This window comes from Streptomyces sp. NPDC005551 (assembly GCF_042871785.1).
Lineage (GTDB): Bacteria > Actinomycetota > Actinomycetes > Streptomycetales > Streptomycetaceae > Streptomyces.
The window spans coordinates 110,445-132,500 of record NZ_JBIAJE010000002.1 but is presented as its reverse complement, the minus strand read 5'-3'; the positions used below and the strand labels follow the sequence as shown (position 1 = coordinate 132,500).

The window sequence follows — 22,056 nt, the reverse complement described above, 5'->3', positions numbered from 1 at the left end:
CGGAGAGGGAGGGGCACATGCCGGAGGCCGGCCGCACGGCGAGCGGCGAGGACGACATCCACGGGCACGTGACGGGGGCGGCGGTCACCGAGCAGGCACCGGCCGCGGCATCCCCGGCGCTGCCCGGCCCGGCGGCACCCCGCGGGACCGGACTCCTCGTGATCCTCGTCCTCGGCGGCCTCACCGCCACGCCCCCGCTGGCCATGGACATGTACCTCCCGTCGCTGCCGGAGGTCACCAGGTCCCTCGACGCGCCCGCCGCGACCGTGCAGCTCACGCTCACCGCGTGCCTCGCGGGCATGGCGTTCGGGCAGCTGGTCGTCGGACCGCTGAGCGACAAGCTGGGCCGCCGCAGGCCCCTGCTGGCCGGCCTCCTCGTCTACATCCTGGCCACCGCGCTGTGCGCCGTCGCCCCGACCGTCGAACTCCTCGTCGTCCTCCGGCTCGCCCAGGGACTCGCGGGCGCCGCCGGGATCGTCATCGCGCGGGCCGTCGTCCGCGACCTGTACGACGGCGTGGCCATGGCCCGGTACTTCTCCACCCTGATGCTCGTCTCGGGGGTCGCCCCGGTCGTCGCCCCGCTCATCGGCGGGCAGATCCTGCGGGTCACCGACTGGCGGGGCGTCTTCGTCGTCCTCACCGCCGTCGGCATCGCGCTGACGGCGCTCGTCTGGTTCCGGCTGCCCGAGACCCTCGCCCCCGGGGAACGGCACAGCGGCGGCGTCGGCGAGGCGCTGCGCTCGATGCGCGGACTGCTCGCCGACCGCGCCTTCGCCGGTTACATGCTCGCGGGCGGCTTCGCCTTCGCCGCGCTCTTCGCGTACATAGCCGCCTCGCCCTTCGTGATCCAGGAGATCTACGGCGCCTCCCCGCAGACCTTCAGTCTGCTGTTCGGCGTGAACTCGGTGGGCCTGGTGGCCGCGGGCCAGATCAACGGCAAGCTCCTGGTCGGCCGGGTCAGCCTCGACAAGACGCTCGCCACCGGTCTCGCCGTCGTCACCCTCTCCGCGACCGCCCTGCTCCTCATGTCCGCCGGCGCGCTCGGCGAGGTCGGCCTGCTGCCCGTCGCGACCGCGCTCTTCGTCCTGATGAGCGCCATGGGCATCACCCTCCCCAACGCCCAGGCCCTCGCCCTGATGCGCACCCGGCACGCCGCCGGCTCGGCATCGGCCCTCCTCGGCACCACGTCCTTCCTCGTCGGCGCGATCGCCTCGCCCCTCGTCGGAGTCGCCGGCGAGCACACCGCCGTACCGATGGCCGTCGTCCAACTCGCCGCGGCACTGGTGGCGATCGCCTGCTTCGTGGCACTGTGCCGTCCCTGGGAACCGGGATCCCCGGCGCTCGCCGCAGACCGCGAGCGCGGGGACGGCCGGACAGCACTGGGAAAGGCGGCAGGGAACTGAGCGCACCGAGACTGCGCGTTGACACACCGGAGCGGGCCGGGCTCGACTCCGGCGAACTGCGGCACCTCGTACGGGAGGTGCGCACCCTCACGACGGGGGAGCGCCCCTGGGCGGCGGGCACCGTCGTGGTCGCCGGGCGCGGCCCCGTGATCGCCGTCGAGGAGGCGGCCGGGTGGGCGGTGCGCTACGCGTCGTACGACGAGAAGAAGGACGTGGGGATCGAGCAGGCGCCCGGGGAGCGGGTGCCGATGACCGTGGACACGGCCTTCGACCTGGCGTCGCTGACCAAACTGTTCACGGCGGTCGCAGCCGTCCAGCAGCTGGAGCGCGGCACGCTGGGCATCGACGCGCGGGTCGCCGCGTACCTGCCCGACTTCCGGGGTGTCGCGGAGCACGGCATCACCGTGCGCCAGCTGCTCACCCACACCTCCGGTCTGCGGCCCGAACTCCCGCTGTACGACTGCCCGTCCGACGCGGCCCGCCTCGATCTGCTGCGGGCGGAGGCGCCGGTGACGCGGCCCGGCGCCGCGTACCGCTACTCCGACCTCAACCCGCTGCTCCTCCAGTACGTCCTGGAGCGCATCACCGGGCGCGGGCTCGACGTCCTCATCCACGACGGCATCACCCGTCCCCTCGGCATGACGGCCACCGGTTTCGGACCCCGCCCCGGCGCCGCCGCCACCGAGGACCAGCGGCGGCCGTGGGGGAAGGCGGACCGGGGGATGCTGCGGGGTGTGGTCCACGACGAGAACGCGTGGGCGCTCGGCGGGGTGGCCGGCCACGCGGGCCTCTTCTCGACGGGACGCGACCTCGCCGTCTTCTGCCGCGCCCTCCTCGCGGGCGGCTCCTACGGCCCGGCCCGCATTCTCGGCCCCGACTTCGTGGAACTGATGCTGACCCCGCCCGGCCTCGGTTTCGCCGTCGGCCAGCCGTCCTTCATGGGGGAGCTGGCGCGGCGCGGCGCGGTCGGCCACACGGGCTTCACGGGCACGTCGCTCGTCCTCGACCCGGCGACGGACACCTTCCTCGTCCTCCTGGCGAACACGGTCCACCCCCGCCGCCGCCCCCCGGACAACACCCCGCGAGCAGCGGCGGCGACCCGCCTCGCACACGCGGTGAGAGGCCCCAGCGGAGGAACGGCGCCGTAACGTCTCCCCGGCCCCGGGGCGAGGGGCGCGGGGGCGCGGGGTGCCGTCCGGGTCGGCGTGGCTGTGGGCATGCGTGCCGCTCGGGGCGGCACGGGTGGGCACAGCGTGGCACCCCGCCGACGCCGGGCCCGCCGTCCTGCCCCGGCGTGAGCCGCAACGCGGGGCGCCTGCCCGGGGGAGGGGACTGTCCTCACGGCACCCCGCCGACGCCGGGCCCGCCCACGGACCCCCGGCGTGAGCCGCAACGCGCGTGATGACCCGCAAGGGGCAGGGGAACCGCGGCCCACCGCCCCCCGCGGCACCGCCGGACCCCCGGCCGGTCGGACGCGACCGTAGAATCGCCGGGTGAACGCCCCCGCCGCCCCCGCCGAGACCCTGCGCACCGCCCTCGCCGGGCTCCTCGACGGCCTGCCCCCCAAGGCAGCCGCACAGTCGGTCGAGCGACTGATCGCGAACTACCGGGGCAGCACCCCGACCCACACCCCGGTCCTGCGCGACCGCGCGGACGTGACGGCGTACGCCGCGTACCGGATGCCCGCGACGTTCGAGGCGGTCCGCGCCGCACTGGACGCGTTCGCGGACGCCGTGCCCGGGTGGACGCCGGCCAGTCACGTGGACGTCGGCGGCGGCACCGGCGCGGCGACCTGGGCGGTCAGCGCGACCTGGGAGGGCGACCGCCCGGTGACGGTCCTCGACTGGGCCGAACCGGCGCTCGCCCTCGGCCGCGACATCGCCGCCGCGAACCCGGCGCTGAAGTCCGCCGAGTGGCACCGCTCCCGCATCGGATCGGCGCTCACCCTCGAGGCCACCGACCTCGTCACCGTCTCCTACGTCCTCGGCGAACTCACCGAGGCCGACCGCGCGTCCGTCGTGGACGCCGCCGCGACCGCCGCCCGAACCGTCGTGATCGTCGAGCCGGGCACGCCCGACGGATACGCCCGCGTCATCGAGGCCCGTGACCGTCTGACCGGCGCCGGGTTCAGGATCGCGGCACCCTGCCCGCACAGCGCCGCCTGCCCCCTCGTCCCGGGCGAGGACTGGTGCCACTTCTCCGCCCGGGTCAGCCGGTCCTCCCTGCACCGCCAGGTCAAGGGCGGCTCCCTGGCCTACGAGGACGAGAAGTTCAGCTACGTCGCCGCCACCCGTCTGCCGGCGGAACCGGCCCCCTCCCGCGTCGTGCGCAGGCCGCAGATCCGCAAGGGCCAGGTACTCCTCGACCTGTGCGGGCCGGACGAGTCCCTGCACCGCGAGACCGTGACCAAGCGCCACGGCGCCCTCTACCGCGCGGCCCGCGACGCGGACTGGGGAGACGCCTGGCCGCCGGCCGGCCAGGACCCGTCGGGCCGGTCATTCGACTGATCCGCGCCCGGGTCGGTCGAGCACGCCGAGGATGTGCCCGGTGCCGCGCACCGGGCGGAACATCTCGGGAGGTCGGCGCGGATCGTCAGTCCCGGGGCTGGGGCGCGGGGTTCCGGGGCATGGCGGCCCAGGAGGCGAGCAGGCGCAGGCTCTCTTCGGACGCCGATCCGGGTTCGGCGGTGTAGATGGTGAGGGTGAGCCCGCGTTCGGCAGCCATCTCCAGGCCCTCGTAGGCGAGGGTGAGGTCGCCGACGGCCTGGTGGTGGAAGCGTTTGGTGCCGGTGCCGTGGTGCCGGACGTTGTGGGCGCCCCAGCGAATGCGGAATTCCTCGCTGCGGGTGGACAGTTCGCCGACGAGGTCGTGCAGGTCCTTGTCGTGGGGGTTGCGGCCGGCCTCGGTGCGCAGGATGGCCACTGCGACGTCGGCGGCGAGGTCCCAGTCGGGGTAGAAACGCCGGGAAGCGGGGTCGAGGAAGTTGAAGCGGGCCAGGTTCGCCTGGTTCTGCGGATTGGCGTAGACCTCGGCGTAGAAGGCGCGGGCGAGCTGGTTGGCGGCGAGCAGGTCCATGCGGCCGTTGCGCACGAAGGCCGGGCCGGCGGTGACGGCATCCAGGGTCCACTGCAGACTCCGGTGCGCCTTCCACTGGTCCTTGGCGCGTCGTCGGCGGGGCCGGGTGAGCGCATCGGAGCCGTCGGCGGCTCGGGCCAGGTTCATCAGGTGGGCGCGTTCGGCGTCGTCGAGCTGGAGGGCGCGGGCGACGACTTCGAGGACGGCCGGTGAGACACCGGCGAGGTTGCCGCGCTCCAGCTTGGCGTAGTACTCCACGCTGACGTCGGCCAGTGCCGCGACCTCACTCCTGCGCAGGCCCGGGACGCGGCGCCGAGGACCGGCGGGCAACCCGGCCCTCTCGGGGGTGATCCTGGCTCGCCGCGAGGTGAGGAACTCGCGGACCTCTGCTCGGTTGTCCACACCTCGACGGTACGACCTGCCCGGGCAAGGGAGGGATGTACTGCTGGTACACCCCTTGTCAGTGACTCGCTGCACCCGCGAAGCGGGGGTTACCTGGATGACGTGGCGTTTTCCCGCCGTCCCGTCGGCAGGCAGGGGACGCCACGGCTCGTGGCGTTCCTGCTCCCGGGAACGCCGAACGCGGGCCGTCCCAGGCGGTCCGGCCCCCTCACACGTAAGGAACTCCTAATGCGTGGAGCAATGATCTACGCCCCCGGCGATGTGCGTTTCGAGACGGTGGACGACGCGAGGATCCTGCGGCCCACCGACGCGGTCATCCGTACGGCCGTCACCTGCGTCTGCGGCTCCGACCTCTGGCCCTACCGGGGCGCGGAGCCGATCGGCGACCCGCACCCGATGGGCCACGAGTACGTCGGCTTCGTCGAGGAGGTCGGCAGCGCGGTCACCTCTGTCAGGCCGGGCCAGTTCGTCGTCGGTTCGTTCGCCACCTCGGACAACACCTGCGTGAACTGCAAGAACGGGTTCCAGTCGAACTGCCTGAACCGCGAGTTCATGTCCACCTGTCAGGCCGAGTACGTGCGCATCCCCAACGCCGAGGGCACCCTGGTCGCCACCGACGAGGTGCCGGACGAGAAGTTCTGGCCCGGCCTGCTGGCCGTGTCCGACGTGCTGGGCACCGGCTGGTGGGCCGCCGACGCCGCCGAGGTCGAGCCCGGTTCGACGGCCGTGGTCGTCGGCGACGGCGCGGTCGGCCTGTGCGGTGTGATCGCGGCGAAGGAGATGGGCGCGGAGCGGATCATCGCCATGTCGCGGCACGAGCCCCGGCAGAAGCTCGCGCGCGAGTTCGGTGCCACCGACATCGTCACGGAGCGCGGTGAGGAGGGCGTGGCCCGGATCAAGGAGATGACCGGGGGGATCGGCGCCGACAGCGTCCTGGAGTGCGTCGGCACCGCCGAGGCCATGCAGCAGGCCCTGCACTCTGCCCGGCCCGGCGGCAACGTCGGCTTTGTCGGTGTCCCCCACGAGATGGCGGTCGACGGGCAGGAGCTGTTCTTCTCCCACGTCGGCCTGCGCGGCGGCCCCGCCCCCGTACGCCGCTACCTCCCCGACCTGATCAGCCGCGTCCTTTCCGGCCGGATCGACCCGGGCAAGGTCTTCGACCTCACCCTGCCCCTGGAGCAGGCCGCCGAGGGCTACCGGGCGATGGACGAGCGCCGCGCCGTCAAGGCCCTCCTCACCCCCTGACCCGCCGACCCCCCCCAAGGAGCACCCGTGCAGATCACCCGCAGCTCGATCGACACCGCCAGAGGTCCGGCCGACTGGTTCACCGGCGACGTCTACATCGACGCCGTCGCCGCGGCCCCGGCCCCGTCCCGGGTCACCGCGAACCTGGTGCACTTCATGCCCGGCGCGCGCACCCACTGGCACCGTCACCCGCTGGGCCAGACAGTCTTCGTCACCGAAGGAGTCGGTCTGTGCCAGCGCCGCGGCGGGCCGGTGGAATTCATCCGGCCCGGCGACCGCGTCCTGTTCGAGGCCGACGAGGAGCACTGGCACGGCGCTGCCCCGAACCGGCTGATGGTCCACCTTGCCATCAACGAGGGCGACGACAACCACGACGTCGTGCACTGGCTGAACCCCGTCACCGACGAGGAGTACGCCACAGCCCCGGCCACCGGCTGACCCGGGCCATGCCCCGACCTCACCCTCGGACCCGGGCCATGCCCCGACCTCACCCTCCTTTCCTGAAGCCGGCCGGCGAGGGCGAGCGGGCCACAGACGAGCGCCACGCCGTCAAGACCGAGCGCGGCGGGTTCCGGCACTACACCGTGCCACTGCCCGCATGACACCCCCGGGACTTTCCCTCATGCACCCCGCCGTCCGCCGCGCGCTGGTCCACTTCGCCGCGGCAGCCGCCCTGCTTCCGGCCGTGAGCGCCTGCTCCGGCGACGCGCCGGAAGCCACGCCGGGCTCCGCGTCTTCCGCCTCCCCGGGGCAGCGGGAGACACCGGCCTCCACCCTGCCGCCCACCTCCGAGAGGAGCACTCCCATGGACATCCGGGTCACCCTCGACGGCCGCCCCGTCGACGCCGCCCTGAACGACAGCCCCGCCGCCCGCGACTTCGCCGAGCTGCTCCCGCTCACCCTTGACCTGGAGGACTTCCACGGCACGGAGCGGGTGGCCGGCCTGCCGCGCGAGCTGGACACCTCCGGCGCCCCCAAGCCGGCCGCGGCCAAGATCGGCGACGTCGCCTACTACGCCCCCTGGGGCAATCTGGCCCTCTTCTACCAGGACGGGCTCGCCGCCTCCGCCGACCTGCTCGTCCTCGGCCACCTCGATGTCGGCGCCGCCCGGCTCGGCCGAGCCGAGCGCATCACCGTCGAAGCCGCCCCCTGATCCGTCGTCCCCGGCCCGCCTCTCGATGGGAGAACCCGCGTGAACATCACCTACGACTTCCACGACAAGACCGCGTTCGTCACCGGCGCCGCCAGCGGCATCGGTCGTGCCACCGCCCTCGCCTTCGCCCGCGCGGGCGCACGCGTGGCGCTCGCCGACCTGTCCGCCGACGGCCTGCGAGAGACCGCCCGCCTGATCGCCGCCGGCGGTGGTGGCGAAGTCCTCACCCTCGCGTGCGATGTCACCAGCGAGGAAGACGTCCAGGCCGCGGTCGACCGGACCGTCGAACGCTTCGGAAGCCTGGACGCGGCCTTCAACAACGCCGGCGTCGAACAACCCGTCCAGCCGGCCGCCGACACCGCCAAGGCCGACTGGGACCGCATCCTCGGAGTCAGCCTCACCGGAGTGTTCCTGTGCACCCGCGCCCAGCTCCGGCAGATGCTCCGGCAGGACGGCGGCGGCGCCATTGTCAACGTCTCCTCCGGGGCCGGGGTCAAGGGTTTCCAGGGCCAGGCCGCCTACGCCGCCGCCAAGCACGGGGTCATCGGCTTCACCCGCTCCGCCGCTCTGGATCACGCCGCGCAGGGCATCCGCGTCAACGCCGTCTGCCCCGGGATTATCGACACCGAGATGATTCGCCGCTTCGGCGACGCCCGCCCCGGCGGACGTGAAGGGCTCATCGCCGACGAACCCGTCGGCCGCCTCGGCAAGCCCGAGGAGATCGCCTCCGCCGTGCTCTGGCTGTGCTCCGACGACGCCGCCTTCGCCACCGGCACCGCCCTCGTCGTCGACGGGGGCCAGACCACCTGAACCAGCGGCGTCACCGTCACACCGCGGCGTCGAGATCCCACGTGAGTTCCCCGATGAACCCCACCTACGGCTTCACCGGCCAGGTCGCCTTCTTCACCGGCGCCTCCTCCGGCATGGGCACTGAGGCACGTACGGGAAGCCGCGCCTTGCGCCCCCCGGGGAATGGATGAGCCCGCGGGCGCTCCCCCCACCCGCGGCCACCCGGCACCGCTCACGACGCCCCCGGCCCCCCTTCCGCCTCCGCCGTACGCCCCTGTCCCGTCGGTCCCTGTCCCGTCGGTCCCTGTCCCGTCGGCTCCCCGTGGCCGTCCCGCGCGGCCTCCCCGCGTCCCTCCCGCAGCTTGCGCAGCAACTCCCGCTTCTGCGCCTGCGGGTCCAGCCCGCCGCCGATCCGGCCGCCGCGGCCGCCACCGCGCAGGGCCGTCCGGCCGAGCTTCCGCCGCGTCCCGCCCACGCCCAGCATGTTTCCGTCTCCGCCTCGCGCCATCACCGGCTCCTCTCACCGCACTTCATCAATACGAGACGTTTCGTCTCGCGTCCGTCTCGCATCACTGTCCAGCGAGACGCACCGTCTTGTCAACCTGTTACATTCGACCCATGGTCCAGAAGCCCGTTCCCGACGCCACCCGCCGCAGCGAGAGATCGCGCCGCGCGATCTACGACGCCGCCCTCGCCCTCGTCGGAGAGATCGGCTACCCGAGGACGACCATCGAGGGGATCGCCGCCCGCGCCGGAGTTGGCAAGCAGACGATCTACCGCTGGTGGTCCTCGAAGGCCGACGTCCTGCTGGAGGCATTCCTCGACCTGAGCGAGCAGGCCGCCCGGGCCGCGGCCCAACCGGGCCAGGACCCGCGGCAGCCGTACGCGATCCCGGACACCGGCGATCTCGCCGCCGACCTCAAGCTCGTCCTGCGGGCCACCGTGGACGAGCTGCTCGACCCCCGGTTCGAGGTCCCCTCCCGGGCGCTGGCCGCCGAGGGCCTCGTCGACGAGCAGCTCGGAGCCGTCTTCGTGAGCAGGCTCCTGGAACCACAGCTCCAGCTCTACGTGCGGCGACTGCGCTCGGCGCAGGACCAGGGTGCCGTGCGCGCCGACGTCGACCCGCGCGTCGCCCTCGAACTGTTCGTCTCCCCGCTCGCCCAGCGCTGGCTCCAGCGCACCGGCCCGATCACCTACGCGTACACGGACACCCTCGTCGACTACGCCCTCTACGGCATCGCGCCGCGCTGAGCCGCCCGCAGTGCCCGCAGTGCCCTTACGGCGTGCCGCGCCCTGAGTGCCCGCAGGGTCCGCGCGGCCCTCGCCGCCGGCGTGGGTCCCGGCGGGCGGCGGGCCAGCCGCCCCGGCGCGTCCGTGATGACCCCGTTGCAGCCCAGCGCGAGGACCCGGTCGCGCTGGGCCGGGGTCACGACGGTGTGCGCCCACACCCGGGGGATGCCCGACCTCGCCGCCCGCAGGAGGTCCCCGTCCCGGGCCCGGTGGTCCACGTCGAGCAGATCCACGAACGGTACCCAGCGCTCGGGCCGGTCGCGGCGCATCTGGTCCGCCGAGCGCCACAGCTGCGCGACCAGGCCCATGCGATGGGCGCGCCGGGCCACCTCGGGCCGGTTGGAGTTGACGAACACCGAGCGGGTCAGCCCGCGGTCGCGCAGCAGCCCGGCCAGCGCGCGCAGGCTCTCCGGGTCCTTGGCCTCCAGCATCAGCACGATGCGCCCGCCGAAGCGGTCCAGCACCTCGGCGACCGTCGGTGGCCGCTCCGAGCGCCAGCTGCCCGGCAGCACGTCCTTCGGCCGCAGCCGCACGCCCTGCCAGTCCCGGAGGTCCAGGTTCCGCACCGGGCCGCCCAGGTAGGTCGTGCGGTTCAGGGTCCGGTCGTGGATGACGACCATGTGCCCGTCGCGCAGCATCCGGGTGTCGAAGTCGAGCACCTGGGCCGTCCCGCGTTCGTACGCCGCCATCAGGCCCGACATGCTGTTCTCCGGGACCTCCCGGGCGCCGCCGCGGTGGGCGACGTGCACGACGCGGGGGAGCGCGTCCACGGTCAGGGGGTGGCCGCCCCACTCCAGCGGGGCCAGGGTGCCGCCCTGCACGGCGAGGGCCAGCGAGGTGAGACCGGCGATACCCGTGAGCGCAGTCCGTGTGACCATGACGACGAGGGTAGGGGTGTAAATCCCATTAAACTATGTAATGACACTCGATCCGGGCCTCAGGCCGACCGCCCCCCGCACCCCGGATACCGGCTCCGGCCACCCGGGGCGCAGGATGGTGGGACCATGAAGCAGTGCTGTCCGCACCACAGCAAGGCGAGGGGATAGATGAGCGCGGAGTTCGGCGGCCGTTCCGGCCGGCAGGGCAGGATCTCCCAGTGGCTGCGTGGCCGTCGCCCTAAGGAGACCGCCGACGCGGGCGACCGTGAGACCCTGCTGCTCGCCGCCGCCGGAGCCGGGCTGCCCCTCGCCCCGGCCGCTCACCCCGCCGGCTACCGGTGCTCCTGCGACCGCGTCGGCTGTCCCACCCCGGCCCGGCACCCCGTCTCCTTCGCCTGGCAGACGCAGTCCACGACCGACCGCGACCAGATCGAGCAGTGGGCCCGCCACGAGCCGCAGGCCAACTTCATCACCGCGACCGGCATGGTGCACGACGTCCTCGACGTGCCGCTCGACGCCGGGCGCGCGGCGCTGCAGCGGCTGCTCGCCGCCGGCGTCGAGGTGGGTCCCGTCGCCGAGACGGGCGACGGACGGATGCTCTTCTTCACCCTCACCCGCGGTACGCCCGAGGACGAGGACGAGTGGTGGCCCTGCGAGCTGGACTGCCACCCCGAGACCATGGACGAGCATCCCGGCCTGCGGTGGCACTGCCGCGGCTCGTACGTCCTCGTGCCCCCGGCGCAGCTGCCGGGCGGCCTGTCGGTCGACTGGGTGCGCGGTCCCGAGCACGCGCTGCCCGAACCGCTCGGCCTCATCGAGATCCTGACCGACGAGTCCGCACGCTCCGTGGGTGACGGGTCGGACCAGCTCGCCGCCTGGCCGCACGGGGGCTGACCCCCCGCCGCACCGGCTACTCGCCGTGCGCCGCCGTCAGCCCCTGGACGCGGCTGACGAACTCCACCTTCGGGTCCGCGGCCGTCCTCGCCGGGTCCAGGACCGCCTGGTTGGAGACGAACTCCAGGGTGAGGGACTGCTTGACCTCGCCCTTCATCAGGGCCTTGATGTTCGGGTCGGTGACGTTGAGGTCGACGCCCTGCGCGGCGGTCTGCTTCTCGAAGTGGCGCGTGCCGAAGAACACCAGCGCGCCGCCGTCCGCGGTGCGCAGCCCGGCCGGGGCGTAGTCGCCTGCCGACAGCGCCTCGTCCACGTACTGCCGGGCGAGGCCGGGCTTGCTCGCGTTCTTCCTGCGCAGCGTCCGCCAGCCGGACGTGTGGGCACCCGGCGCGAAGTCGTCGCCGCCGCTCTTCAGGTACGTCGCGTACGACCGGCTCAACTTCGCCGGGCTGACGGCCAGTCGCGTGTCATCGGCGGCGACGGGCTCGGCCCAGCCGTCCTTGTCCTTCGCGAAGGCCGGTACGTCGTCGGCGGACACCACGGTCAGATACGAGACCTGCCACACGTCGTCGGCGTCGCCCCGGGTGAAGACCAGCAGCCAACGGGAGTCGGCGGCACCCTTGTTGGCCTTGGTGTCGGCGAGGAACCAGCGGGGCCAGCCCGCCTTCTTCGGGATGGCGAACTTCGCGTCGGTCAGCTTCAGCGGCCGGTGGGCCGGGTTGCCCGACGGGTTGTTGGTGTGGCCGGCCCGCAGCTTCGCGCCGTCGATGTCGGCGAGCGGCCCGGCGACCCGGTTCGCGTCCAGGGCCGGGTCGTACGCCCGGTCGGCCTTGTTGTAGGCGGACAGGAAGTCCCGGAGAGCGCGGGCGGCTTCGGACTTCTTCGCCCCGGGAAGCACCTCGCGCTCCCCGTGCACCACCACGCATCCGCTCGCCGCGACGGACAGCGCGATCCCCGCCGCCACCGCCGGCACGGACCGCCTCAGCCTTCCAAGCCTGCTCATCGGGTCCCTTCGCCTTCCCCAGTCCCGGGCCCGAACCCTACCGGGGAACGAACGGGCCCCGGCGCGGGGAGCCGCAATCGGGCCCCCGTCGTGACCTCCGGCACCGGACCGGCCCGGCCCGGCGAGGTCGCCCGGCCGGTTCAGCTCCGGTCGGCCACCGCACCGTCGGACGCGGGCTGCGGCTGCGCGGGGGCCGGCGCGGTCCTCCCCGTGCCGAAGCCCAGCGGCCACAGGAAGACGAGCAGCGTCGGGACCAGGTACAGCGCCCACACGGTGACCTGGAGGACGGTCGGGTCGGGCTGGAAGTTGAAGACACCCTTCAGCAGCGTGCCGTACCAGCTGGTCGGCTCGATGGTGCCGCTGATGTCGAACGCCAGGTTGGTCAGACCGGGGATCCAGTCGGCCTCCTGGAGGTCGTGGACGCCGTACGCGAGCACGCCCGCGGCGACCACGACCAGCATGCCGCCGGTCCAGGTGAAGAACTTGGCGAGGTTGATCCTCAGGGCGCCGCGGTAGAAGAGCCAGCCGAGCAGGATCGCGGTGGCGAGGCCCAGGGCGACGCCGATCAGCGGACGCGGTGTCCCGTCGCTCGCGGCGTGCACCGACGCCCACACGAACAGCGCCGTCTCCAGGCCCTCCCGGCCGACCGCGAGGAACGCGGTGGCGACCAGCGCGCCCGTGCCCATCGCCAGCGCCGCGTCCAGCCTGCCGTGCAGCTCCGCCCTCAGGTGCCGGGCGGTGCGCCGCATCCAGAAGACCATCCACGTCACCAGGCACACCGCCACGATCGACAGCGAGCCGCCCAGCGCCTCCTGTGCCTGGAACGTCAGCTCCTGCGAGCCGAACTCCAGCGCGCAGCCGAAGCCCAGCGCCAGGACCACGGCGACCCCGATGCCGGCCCAGATGGGCCGCAGGGCGTCCCGGCGGCCGGTCTTCACCAGGTAGGCGATCAGGATGCAGACGACGAGACTGGCTTCCAGCCCCTCGCGCAGGCCGATCAGATAGTTGCCGAACACGGCTACGCCTCCTCGGAGAACAGCGCCCGGCCCCACCAGTCGTCCTTGTCCCGGACGCCGGGGGGAACCGCGAAGATCGCCGAACCCACGTGCTGGATGTACTCGTTGAGCGCGTCGGTGCGCGACAGGTTCCGCTGCACCGGGATGAAGCCCTTGCGGACGTCGCGCTGGTACGCGAGGAAGAACAGCCCCGCGTCCAGGCGGCCGAGGCCGTCCGTGCCGTCGGTGAAGGAGTAGCCCCGGCGCAGGATCGTCGCCCCGTCGTTGGAGTCGGGGTGGGCGAGCCGGACGTGCGCGTCGGGCTTCATCGCCTTCAGGAACGGCTCGTCACGCTCCTTCGCCTTGCCGACGGGAGCGCCCTCGCCCTTGTCGCGGCCGAAGACGTCCTCCTGCTCCACGAGCGAGGTGCGGTCCCACGTCTCGATGTTCATCCGGATGCGGCGGGCCACCAGGTACGAGCCGCCGGTCATCCAGCCGGGACCCTCCCCGCCCACCCACACGAACTTCCTCAGCCGGTCGGTCTCGGTGCCCGCGATGTTGCGGGTGCCGTCCTTGAAGCCCATCAGGTTGCGCGGGGTCTGCGCGTCCGGCGTCGTCGACGACGTCTTGCCGAAGCCCAGCTGGGACCAGCGGACGGCGACCTTGCCGAAACCGATCCGGGCGAGGTTGCGGATCGCGTGCACCGCGACCTGCGGGTCGTCCGCGCACGCCTGGATGCACAGGTCGCCGCCGCTGCGGGCCTTGTCCAGGTTGTCGCCCGGGAACCTCGGCAGGTCCACCAGGGCCTCGGGACGCCGGTCCCGCAGCCCGAACTTCTCGAAGAACGAGGGGCCGAACCCGATCGTCAGCGTCAGCCGCGACGGCTTGAGGCCCAGCGCCTCACCGGTGTCGTCCGGCGGCGCCTCGGCGAGACCGCCGTACGCGCCCTCGCCGACCGCGTGTCCCGCGGTCATCCGCGCGGCGGCCTGCGTCCAGTCCTTCAGCAGCTGCACGAAGGCGTCGCGGTCGTCCGTCTTCACGTCGAACGCGGCGAAGTGCAGCCTGTCCTGGACCGCGGTCGCGATGCCGGCCTGGTGCGCGCCGTGGAAGGGGACCGCGGCCCCCGTCGCGGCGCCGGCCGGCTCCACGTCGTCGCCGGCGCGGCTCATCGCCACCGCGCCGCCCGCGGCGACGGCGCCCAGCGCGAGCCCGGCCCCGCCCCAGCCGATCAGGGAACGCCGGGACGGCGTCTGCGCGCCGTCCGCGGAGGCAGTGCCGGACGTGGTCCCGGTGGTGTCCGTCATGGGGGTCCCCTCGCTCACTTCACGACGGCTGCGGCGAGCTTGGACAGCGGCTCGGCGAGTGCGTTGACGGCGTCCTGGAGGTCCTTGACGTCGGACTTGCCGAGCTTGTCGTACGAGACGAAGTCGTACGAGGTCTTGTCCGTGCGGTACTTGTCGAGCAGCGTGTTCAGCGCCGTGAACTGCTTGTCCAGCTCCTTGGTCAGCGCCGCGTCGTTCTCCCCGGCGACCGGCTTCAGCAGCTCGTACGCCTTCTCGGCACCCTCGACGTTGCCCTTGAAGTCGACGAGGTCGGTGTGCGAGTAGCGCTCCTCCTCGCCGGTGACCTTGCCGGTGGCGACCTCGTCGAGCAGCTCCTTGGCACCGTTGGCCATGGAGGTCGGGGTGATCACGGCCTTGCCGACGCGCTTCTGCCAGTCGGTCAGGTCCGCGACCAGCCGGTCGGCGAGCTTCTTCTCGGTCGCGCCGATCTTCTTGTCCTGCCACAGGGACTTCTCCAGGCGGTGCCAGCCCGTCCAGTCCTTCTCCAGGTCCTGGCCCTCCTCCAGGCCGTCCTCGCGGACGTCGACCAGCGGGTCGATGTCACCGAAGGACTCGGCGACGGGCTCGGTGCGCTCCCAGCCGAGACGCGAGGGCGCGTACTCCTTCTTCGCGGCGGCGATGTCGCCGTCCTTGACGGCCTCGGCGAACGCCTTGGCCTTCGGCAGCGTCTCGTCGGCCTGCTCCTGCGCGTACTCGCGGTAGGCGGCGACGGCCTTGTCGAGGCGGGGGTCGCGCTTGGCGACCTTGCTGCCGCCGGTGACCGTGAGCTTCTGGCGGACGCCGTGGCCCTTCATGCCCGGACGGCAGGCGATCTCGTACGAACCGGCCTTGACCTCGGCGGTCAGCGTGTACTTGGTGCCCGGGCCGATGTTCTCCTTCTCGGAGACGATCCGGTCGTCGGGGAAGACGATCTCGACCTCGGTGGCCTTGGAGCCCTTGTTCTCGATCTTCAGGGTGACCTGGCCGGCCGGGACCGACTTCGACGAGGTGTCGCACTCGGTGTCCGCGGCGGTCACCTCGATCGTGCCGCTGCCGCCCTTGGCGTCGCTCTTCTCCGTGCAGCCCGTGACGGCGGTCAGAGCGGCCGCGGTGGCGGCTGCGGTGACGACTGAGAGTCGGACGGCTCGCATGAAGGCTCCAGGTGAAAGGACGGACGAACCGCGCGGGGCGACCCGCGCGGGAGAGTGAGGCTGGCCTAACTTATCTGAGGCTTGCCTCACTGGTACCCACCCGTCCGGTGATTCAGCTCTCACGGGAAGCTCATGGACACGGCCTGATCACGATGGCCAAAAGTCGCCCCCAAGGGCAGGTCAAGCGGAGGTAAAGAGGCCTGTTGCCCGCACCCCGGATCCCAGGAGAGCGTTGCCGGGACACGGCGGGCGCACGGAGGCGCGAACGGGCGCGCGACCGCCGGTACGGGATCCGCGCGGCCCCGACCCACCGCGTGAGGGGTGTTTGAATGCGCGGGTGACTGACTTCGACGTACTGCGCGTCTTCTGCGGACCCGGCGGCGGCCACGGCAACGAACTCGGCGTCGTCCGCGAGGGATCGGTGCTGCCGGACCGTGGGGAGCGGCAGGACTTCGCCGCGAAACTCGGGTACAGCGAGACCGTGTTCGTCGACGATCCCGAGCGCGGAGTCATCGACATCTACACCCCCACCCTGCGGCTGCCCTTCGCCGGGCACCCCTGCGTCGGCGCGGCCTGGCTCCTCGACGTGCCCGAACTGGTCACGCCCGCCGGGGTGGTGGGCACCCGCCTCGACGGCGAGTTCAGCTGGATCGAGGCGCGCCCGGAGTGGGCCCCGCCGCGCACGCTGCGGCAGTACGCCTCCGCCCACGAGGTCGACGCCCTCCCCGTCCCGCCGCCCGGCGAGTGGATCTACGCCTGGGCCTGGGAGGACGAAGCCGCCGGCCGGGTCCGCGCCCGCGCCTTCCCCGGCCGCGACGACGGCATCCGGGAGGACGAGGCCACGGGAGCGGCGGCGCTGCTGCTCACCGCCCGCCTCGGCCGGGCGCTGAACATCGTCCAGGGGGCGGGCTCCCAGATCCTCACCGCGCCGCAGCCGCGGGGATGGGTCGAAGTGGGGGGCCGGGTGCGGCTGCTGCGCGGCTGACCCCGCCGTATCGGCCGTGGCGCCGGCCGGACGAAGGGGCCGGCCACGGACCGGCCGCTCCCGGCGACGGCTACGGCAGGGTGAGGATCTCGGCGCCGCTGTCGGTGACGACCAGCGTGTGCTCGAACTGGGCCGTCCGCCTGCGGTCCTTCGTGACGACCGTCCAGCCGTCGTCCCACATGTCGTACTCGTGGGTCCCGAGCGTGAGCATGGGCTCGATGGTGAAGGTCATCCCGGGCTGGATGACGGTGGTCGCGTGCGGGCTGTCGTAGTGCGGGACGATCAGCCCGGAGTGGAACGACGAGTTGATCCCGTGGCCCGTGAAGTCACGGACCACCCCGTACCCGAACCGCTTGGCGTACGACTCGATGACCCGCCCGATGACGTTGATCTGGCGGCCGGGCCTGACCGCCTTGATGGCGCGGTCGAGGGACTCGCGGGTCCGCTCGACGAGCAGCCTGCTCTCCTCGTCGACGTCCCCGACGAGGTAGGTGGCGTTGTTGTCGCCGTGCACGCCGCCGATGTACGCCGTCACGTCGAGGTTGACGATGTCGCCGTCCCGCAGGACGGTGCTGTCCGGGATGCCGTGGCAGATCACCTCGTTGACGGAGGTGCACAGCGACTTGGGGAAACCGCGGTAGCCGAGCGTCGACGGGTAGGCACCGTGGTCGCACATGTACTCGTGTGCGACCCGGTCCAGTTCGTCCGTCGTGACACCGGGGGCGATCAGCTTCGCGGCCTCGGCCATCGCCCGCGCCGCGATGCGCCCGGCGGCGCGCATCGCCTCGACGGTCTCCGGGGTCTGCACCTCGGGGCCGGTGTACGGCTTCGGCGCGGGCTTGCCCACGTACTCGGGACGCCTGATGTTTCCGGGAACGGAACGGGTGGGAGAGAGCTCCCCTGGTACGAGCAGCGACTGGCCAGACATGCAAGCGAGTCTAACCAGCGGCCATGGGGGAACATGTCCCTGGCGAAAGGAGCTGGTCATGGCCCTGTTCAAGAAGCGGACCGCCGGCAAGCCCGGTGAGTGGTACTACTGCCTGGAGCACAAGAAGGTCGAGGAGGGCCCCGATTGCCCCGCCAAGGACCGGTTCGGTCCCTACGCCTCCCGTAAGGAAGCCGAGCAGGCGATGGAGACCGCCCGGGAGCGGAACCTCGAGTGGGAGAACGACCCCAAGTGGCACGACCCCACCCCGAAGGGCCCGGACGAGGCCTGACGGCCGGGGCCGGCCACCACCACGACTGCTGCCCGGCCCGCGAAGCCGATCCCGGCCGCGGGAACGGCCGTGCCCGCGACGCCGGATGACGGCGGCGGTGACCGTCACGGCAGCGACGTAGGTTTCCGGCCGGCTGTCATATGGCGGGTGGGCCGCAGGGCCGGGCCGGACCTCGCGCCGGATCCCGGCTGCGGCACCCGTCCCGGCCGGGGTTCGTCCCGGCCGGCTGTCAGCGCGGCGAGGGGGCGGTCCCGTCGCGTTCTCGGGGCTCACACGGCGTCCGGCGCGGAGGCCGTCGCCCCCGCCTCCCGCAGGGCCCGCTGCCGCAGCGCGTGCTCGTTCGTGCGTACGTCGTACGTCATCAGCTTCGGCAGGCACAGCGCCAGGAGCCCCACCGCGCCCGCACAGAGGACCCCGCCGGCCCAGATGGACGTCCGGACACTCGTCCACGCGGCCATGCCGCCCGCGCGGACCTGCCCGAGCTGGGGCCCGGCGGAGTAGTACAGCAGCTCGATCCCGGCCAGCCGGCCGCGCAGCTCGTCCGGGATCGTCTGGTTCCACATCGCCGCGCGGAAGATCCCGCTGACCATGTCGAAGCAGCCGCCGAGGACGAGGAACGCCAGCACCGGCCAGACGTCGTGCGCGGCGCCCGCCGCCGCCATGGCGAGCCCCCAGCAGGCCGCCGCGAGTACCACCATCCGGCCGTGCCGGTGGACGCGCGAGGTCCACCCGCTGGTGAGGGTCACTAGCAGCGCGCCGGCCGGCAGCGCCGCGTACATCAGCCCGAGCGACCACTCGGCGTCCAGCTCGTCGGCCAGGAACGGCAGCAGGGCGAGCGGCATCGCGAAGAACATCGCGGCGAGGTCGACGGCGTAGGTGCCGAGCAGCTCCTTGCGGCTCCAGGCGTACCGGGCCCCCTCGGCGATCGACCGCAGGGACGGCCTCGCGGCCTCGTGGGCGGCGGGAGAGGCCGCGAGCCCGGCGACCAGCGCCACCGACACGGCGAACGTCAGCAGGTCCACGGCGTACGCCCAGCCGAGCCCCGCGTACGCCACCACGACGCCCGCGAGAGCCGGGCCCGCGACTCCGCCGACGGTCCAGCGCAGCGAGTTGAGGGAGGCGGCGGCAGGCAGGTGCTCGTGCGGGACGATCCGCGGGACGAGCGAGTCCAGCGCGGGCCGCTGGATCGCGCCGAGGGCGGAGGAGAGCGCGGCGACCGCGTACAGCGGCCACACCGCCGGCCGCGGCAGCAGCGCGTTGACCAGCAGCCCCGCGCAGAGCAGCCCCTGCCCGATCTCCGTGTGGACGATCAGCCGGCGCTTGTCCAGGGCGTCCGCGAGCGCCCCGCCGTACAGACCGAAGACGATCATCGGTACGAGTTCGACGGCCCCGATCGCCCCCACCGCGACGGCCGACCCCGTGAGGTCCTTCATCTGCACCGGCAGGGCCACGAACGTCAGGAAGCTCCCGAAGTTCGTGATCAGCCCGGCCAGCCACAGCCTGCGGAAGTCGGCGGACACCCGCCAGGGCGACAGGTCGGGCAGCACCGAACGCAGGCCCGGGGAAGCGGCGGACTCCGTGGCGGGGGCGTCATCGGTCACAACGGGCCATGCTCAGCGGCGGACCCGCGCGGAGCAACCGGTTTTCCGCCCGCCGGGTCGGCCTACCAGCGGGCCGGGGGAGGCGAGGTCAGCTGGTCCGCCAGCCGGGACAGCCGGTCACGGAACCGCCGGCGCCCCCGTCGCACCGGCAGCGAGTTCTCCCCGGCCGCCGCGCTGACGAGGTGCTGGACCGTGTCGAGACCGAGTTCGGGCCCGGCGGGGACGGAGAGCGACTCGTGGGCCATCGACCGCAGTTCGCCGTCGCTCTCGTCGAGAGCCAGCACCGTCGCCCCCGCCCGCCGGGCGTCGGAGACCCGCTCGAGCAGCCGCGCCCCCGGTGCGTCCGGCGCCACCACCAGCAGCGTCTCCCCGCGCCTCGCGGCCTCGATGCGGCCGAGGCCGACCGCGAGATGGGCGGGGTCCGAGGCCCGCGCGCCGTGCCGGACCAGGGTCGGCGACAGCTCCGGCGTCCCCGACCAGGCCGCCTCGTCCACCAGGTGCGCGGCCAGGTGCCAGGGCTCGTAGCCGGCCGTCCCCACCAGCAGCAGCCCGCCGCCGTGCGACACCACCGACCCTCTGAGGGCCCCGGCGAACCGTCGCGTCGCCCCCAGCCACTCGGTCCCGGCGAGCACTTCGCGCAGCAACGCGACCCGTACGGCGTCCATGGGCACGCATCCTGCCTCAATCGACCGATCGTCAGGCCGCGTTCACCTCGAATTCGCCCGGGATGGGGAAGGGCAACGACCGCTCCCCGCCGGGGGAGCCCGACCCAGGAGCCGCCCATGACCGAGGCAAGCATCCCGTTCCGCGCGGGCCGGGAGGGGTACGCGAGTTTCCGGATCCCCGCCGTCGTCGCCGGCACCCTCCTCGCCTTCTGCGAGGGCAGGGTCGGATCCGCGCAGGACCACGGGAACATCGACATCGTGCTGAAGCGGTCCACCGACGGCGGCCGCACCTGGGGCCCGCTCCAGGCGGTCGCCGGGAACGGGAACAACCTCGCGGGCAATCCCGCACCCGTCGTCCTGGACACCGGCCGGATCCTGCTCGTCCACGTCCGCGCGGCGGCCGCCGCGAGCGAGGACGCCATCCTGCGCGGGAAGGTGAAGGCCGCCGACGGGCGCCGCGTCTGGGTGCAGCACAGCGACGACGACGGGGCGACCTGGTCGCAGCCGCGGGAGATCACCGGGCAGGTGAAGAAGCCCGGCTGGCGCTGGTACGCGACCACGCCCGGACACGCGCTCCAGCTCACCACCGGCCGGGTCCTCGTCCCCGGCAACCACACCGTCCCGCCCGGCGGCGGGGACAACGGCACCGAGGCCAGGTACAACAGCGGCCACTGCCTGCTGAGCGACGACCGCGGGCAGACCTGGTACCTCGGCTACCTCGACGAGAACCCCAACGGCTACGTCAACGTGAACGAGACGACGGCGGCCGAACTCCCCGACGGCCGCGTCTACTTCAACACGCGCAACGACTCGCCGTCCCCCGGCAACCGCGCGGACGCCCACTCGTCCGACGGCGGGCGGAGCCTGGAGAAGCCGTTCCGGCCGCAGGCCGGGCTCGTCACCCCCGTCGTCCAGGGCAGCCTCCTCCAGCTCCGCGACCCCGACCTGCTGCTGTACTCCGGGCCGGCCGACCCCGCCTTCCGCGCCCTGATGACGGTCCGCGCCTCCACCGACGGAGGCACCACCTGGCGGCCCGTGCACACCGTCGACGGCCTCCCCGCCGCGTACTCCGACCTCGTCCGCGTCGACGCGACGACCGTCGGACTGCTCTACGAGACCGGCGACTTCGGCGCGTACGAGACGATCACCTTCCGCCGCGTCCCCGTGACGGCCCTCACCTGAGCGGCGGGGCGGCGATCCGCGCACGTAAAGTCGGCCCATGACCTCTACCGACAGTGCCTCCGCCGCCAGCCAGAAGGCCCCCGCCAAGGACCCCTGGGACCTTCCCGACGTCTCCGGGCTCGTCGTGGGCGTGCTCGGCGGGACCGGCCCGCAGGGCAAGGGCCTCGCATTCCGGCTCGCCAGGGCCGGCCAGAAGGTGATCATCGGATCCCGTGCCGCGGACCGCGCGCGCGGCGCCGCCGAGGAACTCGGCCACGGTGTCGAGGGCGCCGACAACACCGAGTGCGCGCGGCGCAGCGACATCGTGATCGTGGCGGTGCCGTGGGACGGGCACCGCGAGACACTGGAAAACCTGCGCGGGGAACTGGCAGGCAAGCTCGTCGTCGACTGCGTCAACCCGCTCGGCTTCGACAAGAAGGGTGCCTACGCCCTGAAGCCGGAGGAGGGCAGCGCCGCCGAGCAGGCCGCCGCCCTGCTGCCGGACTCGCGGGTCACCGCGGCCTTCCACCACCTCTCCGCGGTGCTCCTCCAGGACCCCGCGCTCGAGGAGATCGACACCGACGTGATGGTCCTCGGCGAGGAGCGGGCGGACGTGGAGACCGTGCAGGCGCTCGCCGGGCGCATCCCCGGGATGCGCGGCATCTTCGCCGGGCGGCTGCGGAACGCCCACCAGGTCGAGTCCCTGGTCGCGAACCTGATCTCGGTGAACCGGCGCTACAAGGCGCACGCGGGCCTGCGACTGACCGACGTGTAGCGGGCGCCCGGGCATGGGGGACACTGGGATGTCGTACCGCTACGTCCGTCTG

Annotated in this window: 23 protein-coding genes; 13 read left to right on the top strand and 10 right to left on the bottom strand. The window is 73.1% G+C overall.

Annotated elements, in window-relative coordinates; translation table 11 throughout:
* Window positions 1-17 precede the first annotated feature (17 nt).
* The 3 genes from ACFYP4_RS04820 to ACFYP4_RS04810 all read left to right on the top strand — a co-directional run bounded on the left by ACFYP4_RS04820 (window position 18) and on the right by ACFYP4_RS04810 (window position 3,910).
* Window positions 18-1,403: a multidrug effflux MFS transporter gene (locus ACFYP4_RS04820; protein WP_358851588.1), complete on the top strand. Its 1,386-nt coding sequence runs from the start codon at window positions 18-20 to the stop codon at window positions 1,401-1,403.
* Complete coding sequence (locus tag ACFYP4_RS04815; protein ID WP_358851670.1) at window positions 1,400-2,551, top strand: serine hydrolase domain-containing protein; 1,152 nt, start codon at window positions 1,400-1,402, stop codon at window positions 2,549-2,551. The genes ACFYP4_RS04820 and ACFYP4_RS04815 overlap by 4 nt, the downstream gene beginning before the upstream one ends.
* A 345-nt stretch (window positions 2,552-2,896) precedes the next feature.
* Window positions 2,897-3,910 (top strand): small ribosomal subunit Rsm22 family protein, encoded by a 1,014-nt coding sequence (locus ACFYP4_RS04810; protein WP_358851589.1) that lies wholly within the window; start codon window positions 2,897-2,899, stop codon window positions 3,908-3,910.
* A gap of 85 nt (window positions 3,911-3,995) precedes the next feature.
* Here ACFYP4_RS04810 and ACFYP4_RS04805 read toward each other — a convergent pair whose 3' ends face one another.
* The gene (locus tag ACFYP4_RS04805) at window positions 3,996-4,880 is read right to left on the bottom strand and encodes a helix-turn-helix transcriptional regulator (protein WP_358851590.1); all 885 of its coding nucleotides are present in this window, start codon (window positions 4,878-4,880) and stop codon (window positions 3,996-3,998) included.
* A 228-nt stretch (window positions 4,881-5,108) separates the two neighbouring features.
* On the opposite strand from ACFYP4_RS04805, the gene ACFYP4_RS04800 reads away from it, so the two are divergent.
* The 4 genes from ACFYP4_RS04800 to ACFYP4_RS04785 all read left to right on the top strand — a co-directional run bounded on the left by ACFYP4_RS04800 (window position 5,109) and on the right by ACFYP4_RS04785 (window position 8,088).
* Window positions 5,109-6,125 carry a zinc-dependent alcohol dehydrogenase family protein gene (locus tag ACFYP4_RS04800; RefSeq protein ID WP_358851591.1) on the top strand — a complete coding sequence of 339 codons (1,017 nt, stop codon included), beginning with the start codon at window positions 5,109-5,111 and terminating at the stop codon, window positions 6,123-6,125.
* 27 nt (window positions 6,126-6,152) lie between these two features.
* Complete coding sequence (locus tag ACFYP4_RS04795) at window positions 6,153-6,563, top strand: cupin domain-containing protein (protein ID WP_358851592.1); 411 nt, start codon at window positions 6,153-6,155, stop codon at window positions 6,561-6,563.
* 160 nt (window positions 6,564-6,723) lie between these two features.
* A complete protein-coding gene (locus tag ACFYP4_RS04790) occupies window positions 6,724-7,278 on the top strand; it encodes a cyclophilin-like fold protein (RefSeq protein WP_388782864.1) in 555 nt (184 codons plus the stop codon).
* 39 nt (window positions 7,279-7,317) lie between these two features.
* Complete coding sequence (locus tag ACFYP4_RS04785; protein ID WP_388782861.1) at window positions 7,318-8,088, top strand: SDR family oxidoreductase; 771 nt, start codon at window positions 7,318-7,320, stop codon at window positions 8,086-8,088.
* Window positions 8,089-8,299: 211 nt separating this feature from the next.
* On the opposite strand, the gene ACFYP4_RS04780 is transcribed toward ACFYP4_RS04785, so the two are convergent.
* A complete protein-coding gene (locus ACFYP4_RS04780; RefSeq protein WP_388782859.1) occupies window positions 8,300-8,575 on the bottom strand; it encodes a DUF6243 family protein in 276 nt (91 codons plus the stop codon).
* A gap of 110 nt (window positions 8,576-8,685) precedes the next feature.
* Here ACFYP4_RS04780 and ACFYP4_RS04775 point away from each other — a divergent pair, with 110 nt between their 5' ends.
* On the top strand, window positions 8,686-9,318 hold the full coding sequence (locus ACFYP4_RS04775) for a TetR/AcrR family transcriptional regulator (RefSeq protein WP_358851595.1): 633 nt from the start codon (window positions 8,686-8,688) through the stop codon (window positions 9,316-9,318).
* On the opposite strand, the gene ACFYP4_RS04770 is transcribed toward ACFYP4_RS04775, so the two are convergent.
* Window positions 9,297-10,235 (bottom strand): glycerophosphodiester phosphodiesterase, encoded by a 939-nt coding sequence (locus ACFYP4_RS04770; RefSeq protein ID WP_388782856.1) that lies wholly within the window; start codon window positions 10,233-10,235, stop codon window positions 9,297-9,299. The two genes, ACFYP4_RS04775 and ACFYP4_RS04770, sit on opposite strands and share 22 nt — an antisense overlap.
* Before the next feature lie 168 nt (window positions 10,236-10,403).
* Here ACFYP4_RS04770 and ACFYP4_RS04765 point away from each other — a divergent pair, with 168 nt between their 5' ends.
* Window positions 10,404-11,129 (top strand): bifunctional DNA primase/polymerase, encoded by a 726-nt coding sequence (locus ACFYP4_RS04765; RefSeq protein ID WP_358851597.1) that lies wholly within the window; start codon window positions 10,404-10,406, stop codon window positions 11,127-11,129.
* Between the two features lie 16 nt (window positions 11,130-11,145).
* On the opposite strand, the gene ACFYP4_RS04760 is transcribed toward ACFYP4_RS04765, so the two are convergent.
* The 4 genes from ACFYP4_RS04760 to efeO form a co-directional block, all read right to left on the bottom strand.
* Window positions 11,146-12,132 (bottom strand): hypothetical protein, encoded by a 987-nt coding sequence (locus tag ACFYP4_RS04760; RefSeq protein WP_388782854.1) that lies wholly within the window; start codon window positions 12,130-12,132, stop codon window positions 11,146-11,148.
* A gap of 140 nt (window positions 12,133-12,272) precedes the next feature.
* Entirely contained in the window at window positions 12,273-13,148 is an 876-nt protein-coding gene (gene efeU / locus ACFYP4_RS04755) for an iron uptake transporter permease EfeU (RefSeq protein ID WP_358851599.1), read from the bottom strand.
* 2 nt (window positions 13,149-13,150) lie between these two features.
* On the bottom strand, window positions 13,151-14,431 hold the full coding sequence (efeB, locus tag ACFYP4_RS04750) for an iron uptake transporter deferrochelatase/peroxidase subunit (protein ID WP_358851600.1): 1,281 nt from the start codon (window positions 14,429-14,431) through the stop codon (window positions 13,151-13,153).
* Window positions 14,432-14,445: 14 nt separating this feature from the next.
* Entirely contained in the window at window positions 14,446-15,600 is a 1,155-nt protein-coding gene (gene efeO / locus ACFYP4_RS04745; RefSeq protein WP_388782850.1) for an iron uptake system protein EfeO, read from the bottom strand.
* A 337-nt stretch (window positions 15,601-15,937) separates the two neighbouring features.
* Between efeO and ACFYP4_RS04740 the strand changes: the two genes are divergently transcribed.
* On the top strand, window positions 15,938-16,585 hold the full coding sequence (locus tag ACFYP4_RS04740) for a PhzF family phenazine biosynthesis protein (protein ID WP_358851602.1): 648 nt from the start codon (window positions 15,938-15,940) through the stop codon (window positions 16,583-16,585).
* Window positions 16,586-16,655: 70 nt separating this feature from the next.
* On the opposite strand, the gene map is transcribed toward ACFYP4_RS04740, so the two are convergent.
* Window positions 16,656-17,513, bottom strand: a complete 858-nt coding sequence (map, locus tag ACFYP4_RS04735; RefSeq protein ID WP_358851603.1) for a type I methionyl aminopeptidase — start codon at window positions 17,511-17,513, stop codon at window positions 16,656-16,658.
* A 58-nt stretch (window positions 17,514-17,571) separates the two neighbouring features.
* On the opposite strand from map, the gene ACFYP4_RS04730 reads away from it, so the two are divergent.
* Complete coding sequence (locus tag ACFYP4_RS04730; protein ID WP_358851604.1) at window positions 17,572-17,802, top strand: hypothetical protein; 231 nt, start codon at window positions 17,572-17,574, stop codon at window positions 17,800-17,802.
* 269 nt (window positions 17,803-18,071) lie between these two features.
* On the opposite strand, the gene ACFYP4_RS04725 is transcribed toward ACFYP4_RS04730, so the two are convergent.
* On the bottom strand, window positions 18,072-19,403 hold the full coding sequence (locus tag ACFYP4_RS04725) for an MFS transporter (protein WP_388782847.1): 1,332 nt from the start codon (window positions 19,401-19,403) through the stop codon (window positions 18,072-18,074).
* A gap of 62 nt (window positions 19,404-19,465) precedes the next feature.
* Window positions 19,466-20,068 carry a hypothetical protein gene (locus ACFYP4_RS04720; protein WP_358851606.1) on the bottom strand — a complete coding sequence of 201 codons (603 nt, stop codon included), beginning with the start codon at window positions 20,066-20,068 and terminating at the stop codon, window positions 19,466-19,468.
* A 117-nt stretch (window positions 20,069-20,185) separates the two neighbouring features.
* On the opposite strand from ACFYP4_RS04720, the gene ACFYP4_RS04715 reads away from it, so the two are divergent.
* Both ACFYP4_RS04715 and npdG read left to right on the top strand, forming a co-directional pair.
* Complete coding sequence (locus ACFYP4_RS04715; protein WP_388782844.1) at window positions 20,186-21,250, top strand: exo-alpha-sialidase; 1,065 nt, start codon at window positions 20,186-20,188, stop codon at window positions 21,248-21,250.
* A 37-nt stretch (window positions 21,251-21,287) separates the two neighbouring features.
* A complete protein-coding gene (gene npdG / locus ACFYP4_RS04710) occupies window positions 21,288-22,004 on the top strand; it encodes an NADPH-dependent F420 reductase (RefSeq protein ID WP_388782841.1) in 717 nt (238 codons plus the stop codon).
* Window positions 22,005-22,056: the final 52 nt, after the last annotated feature.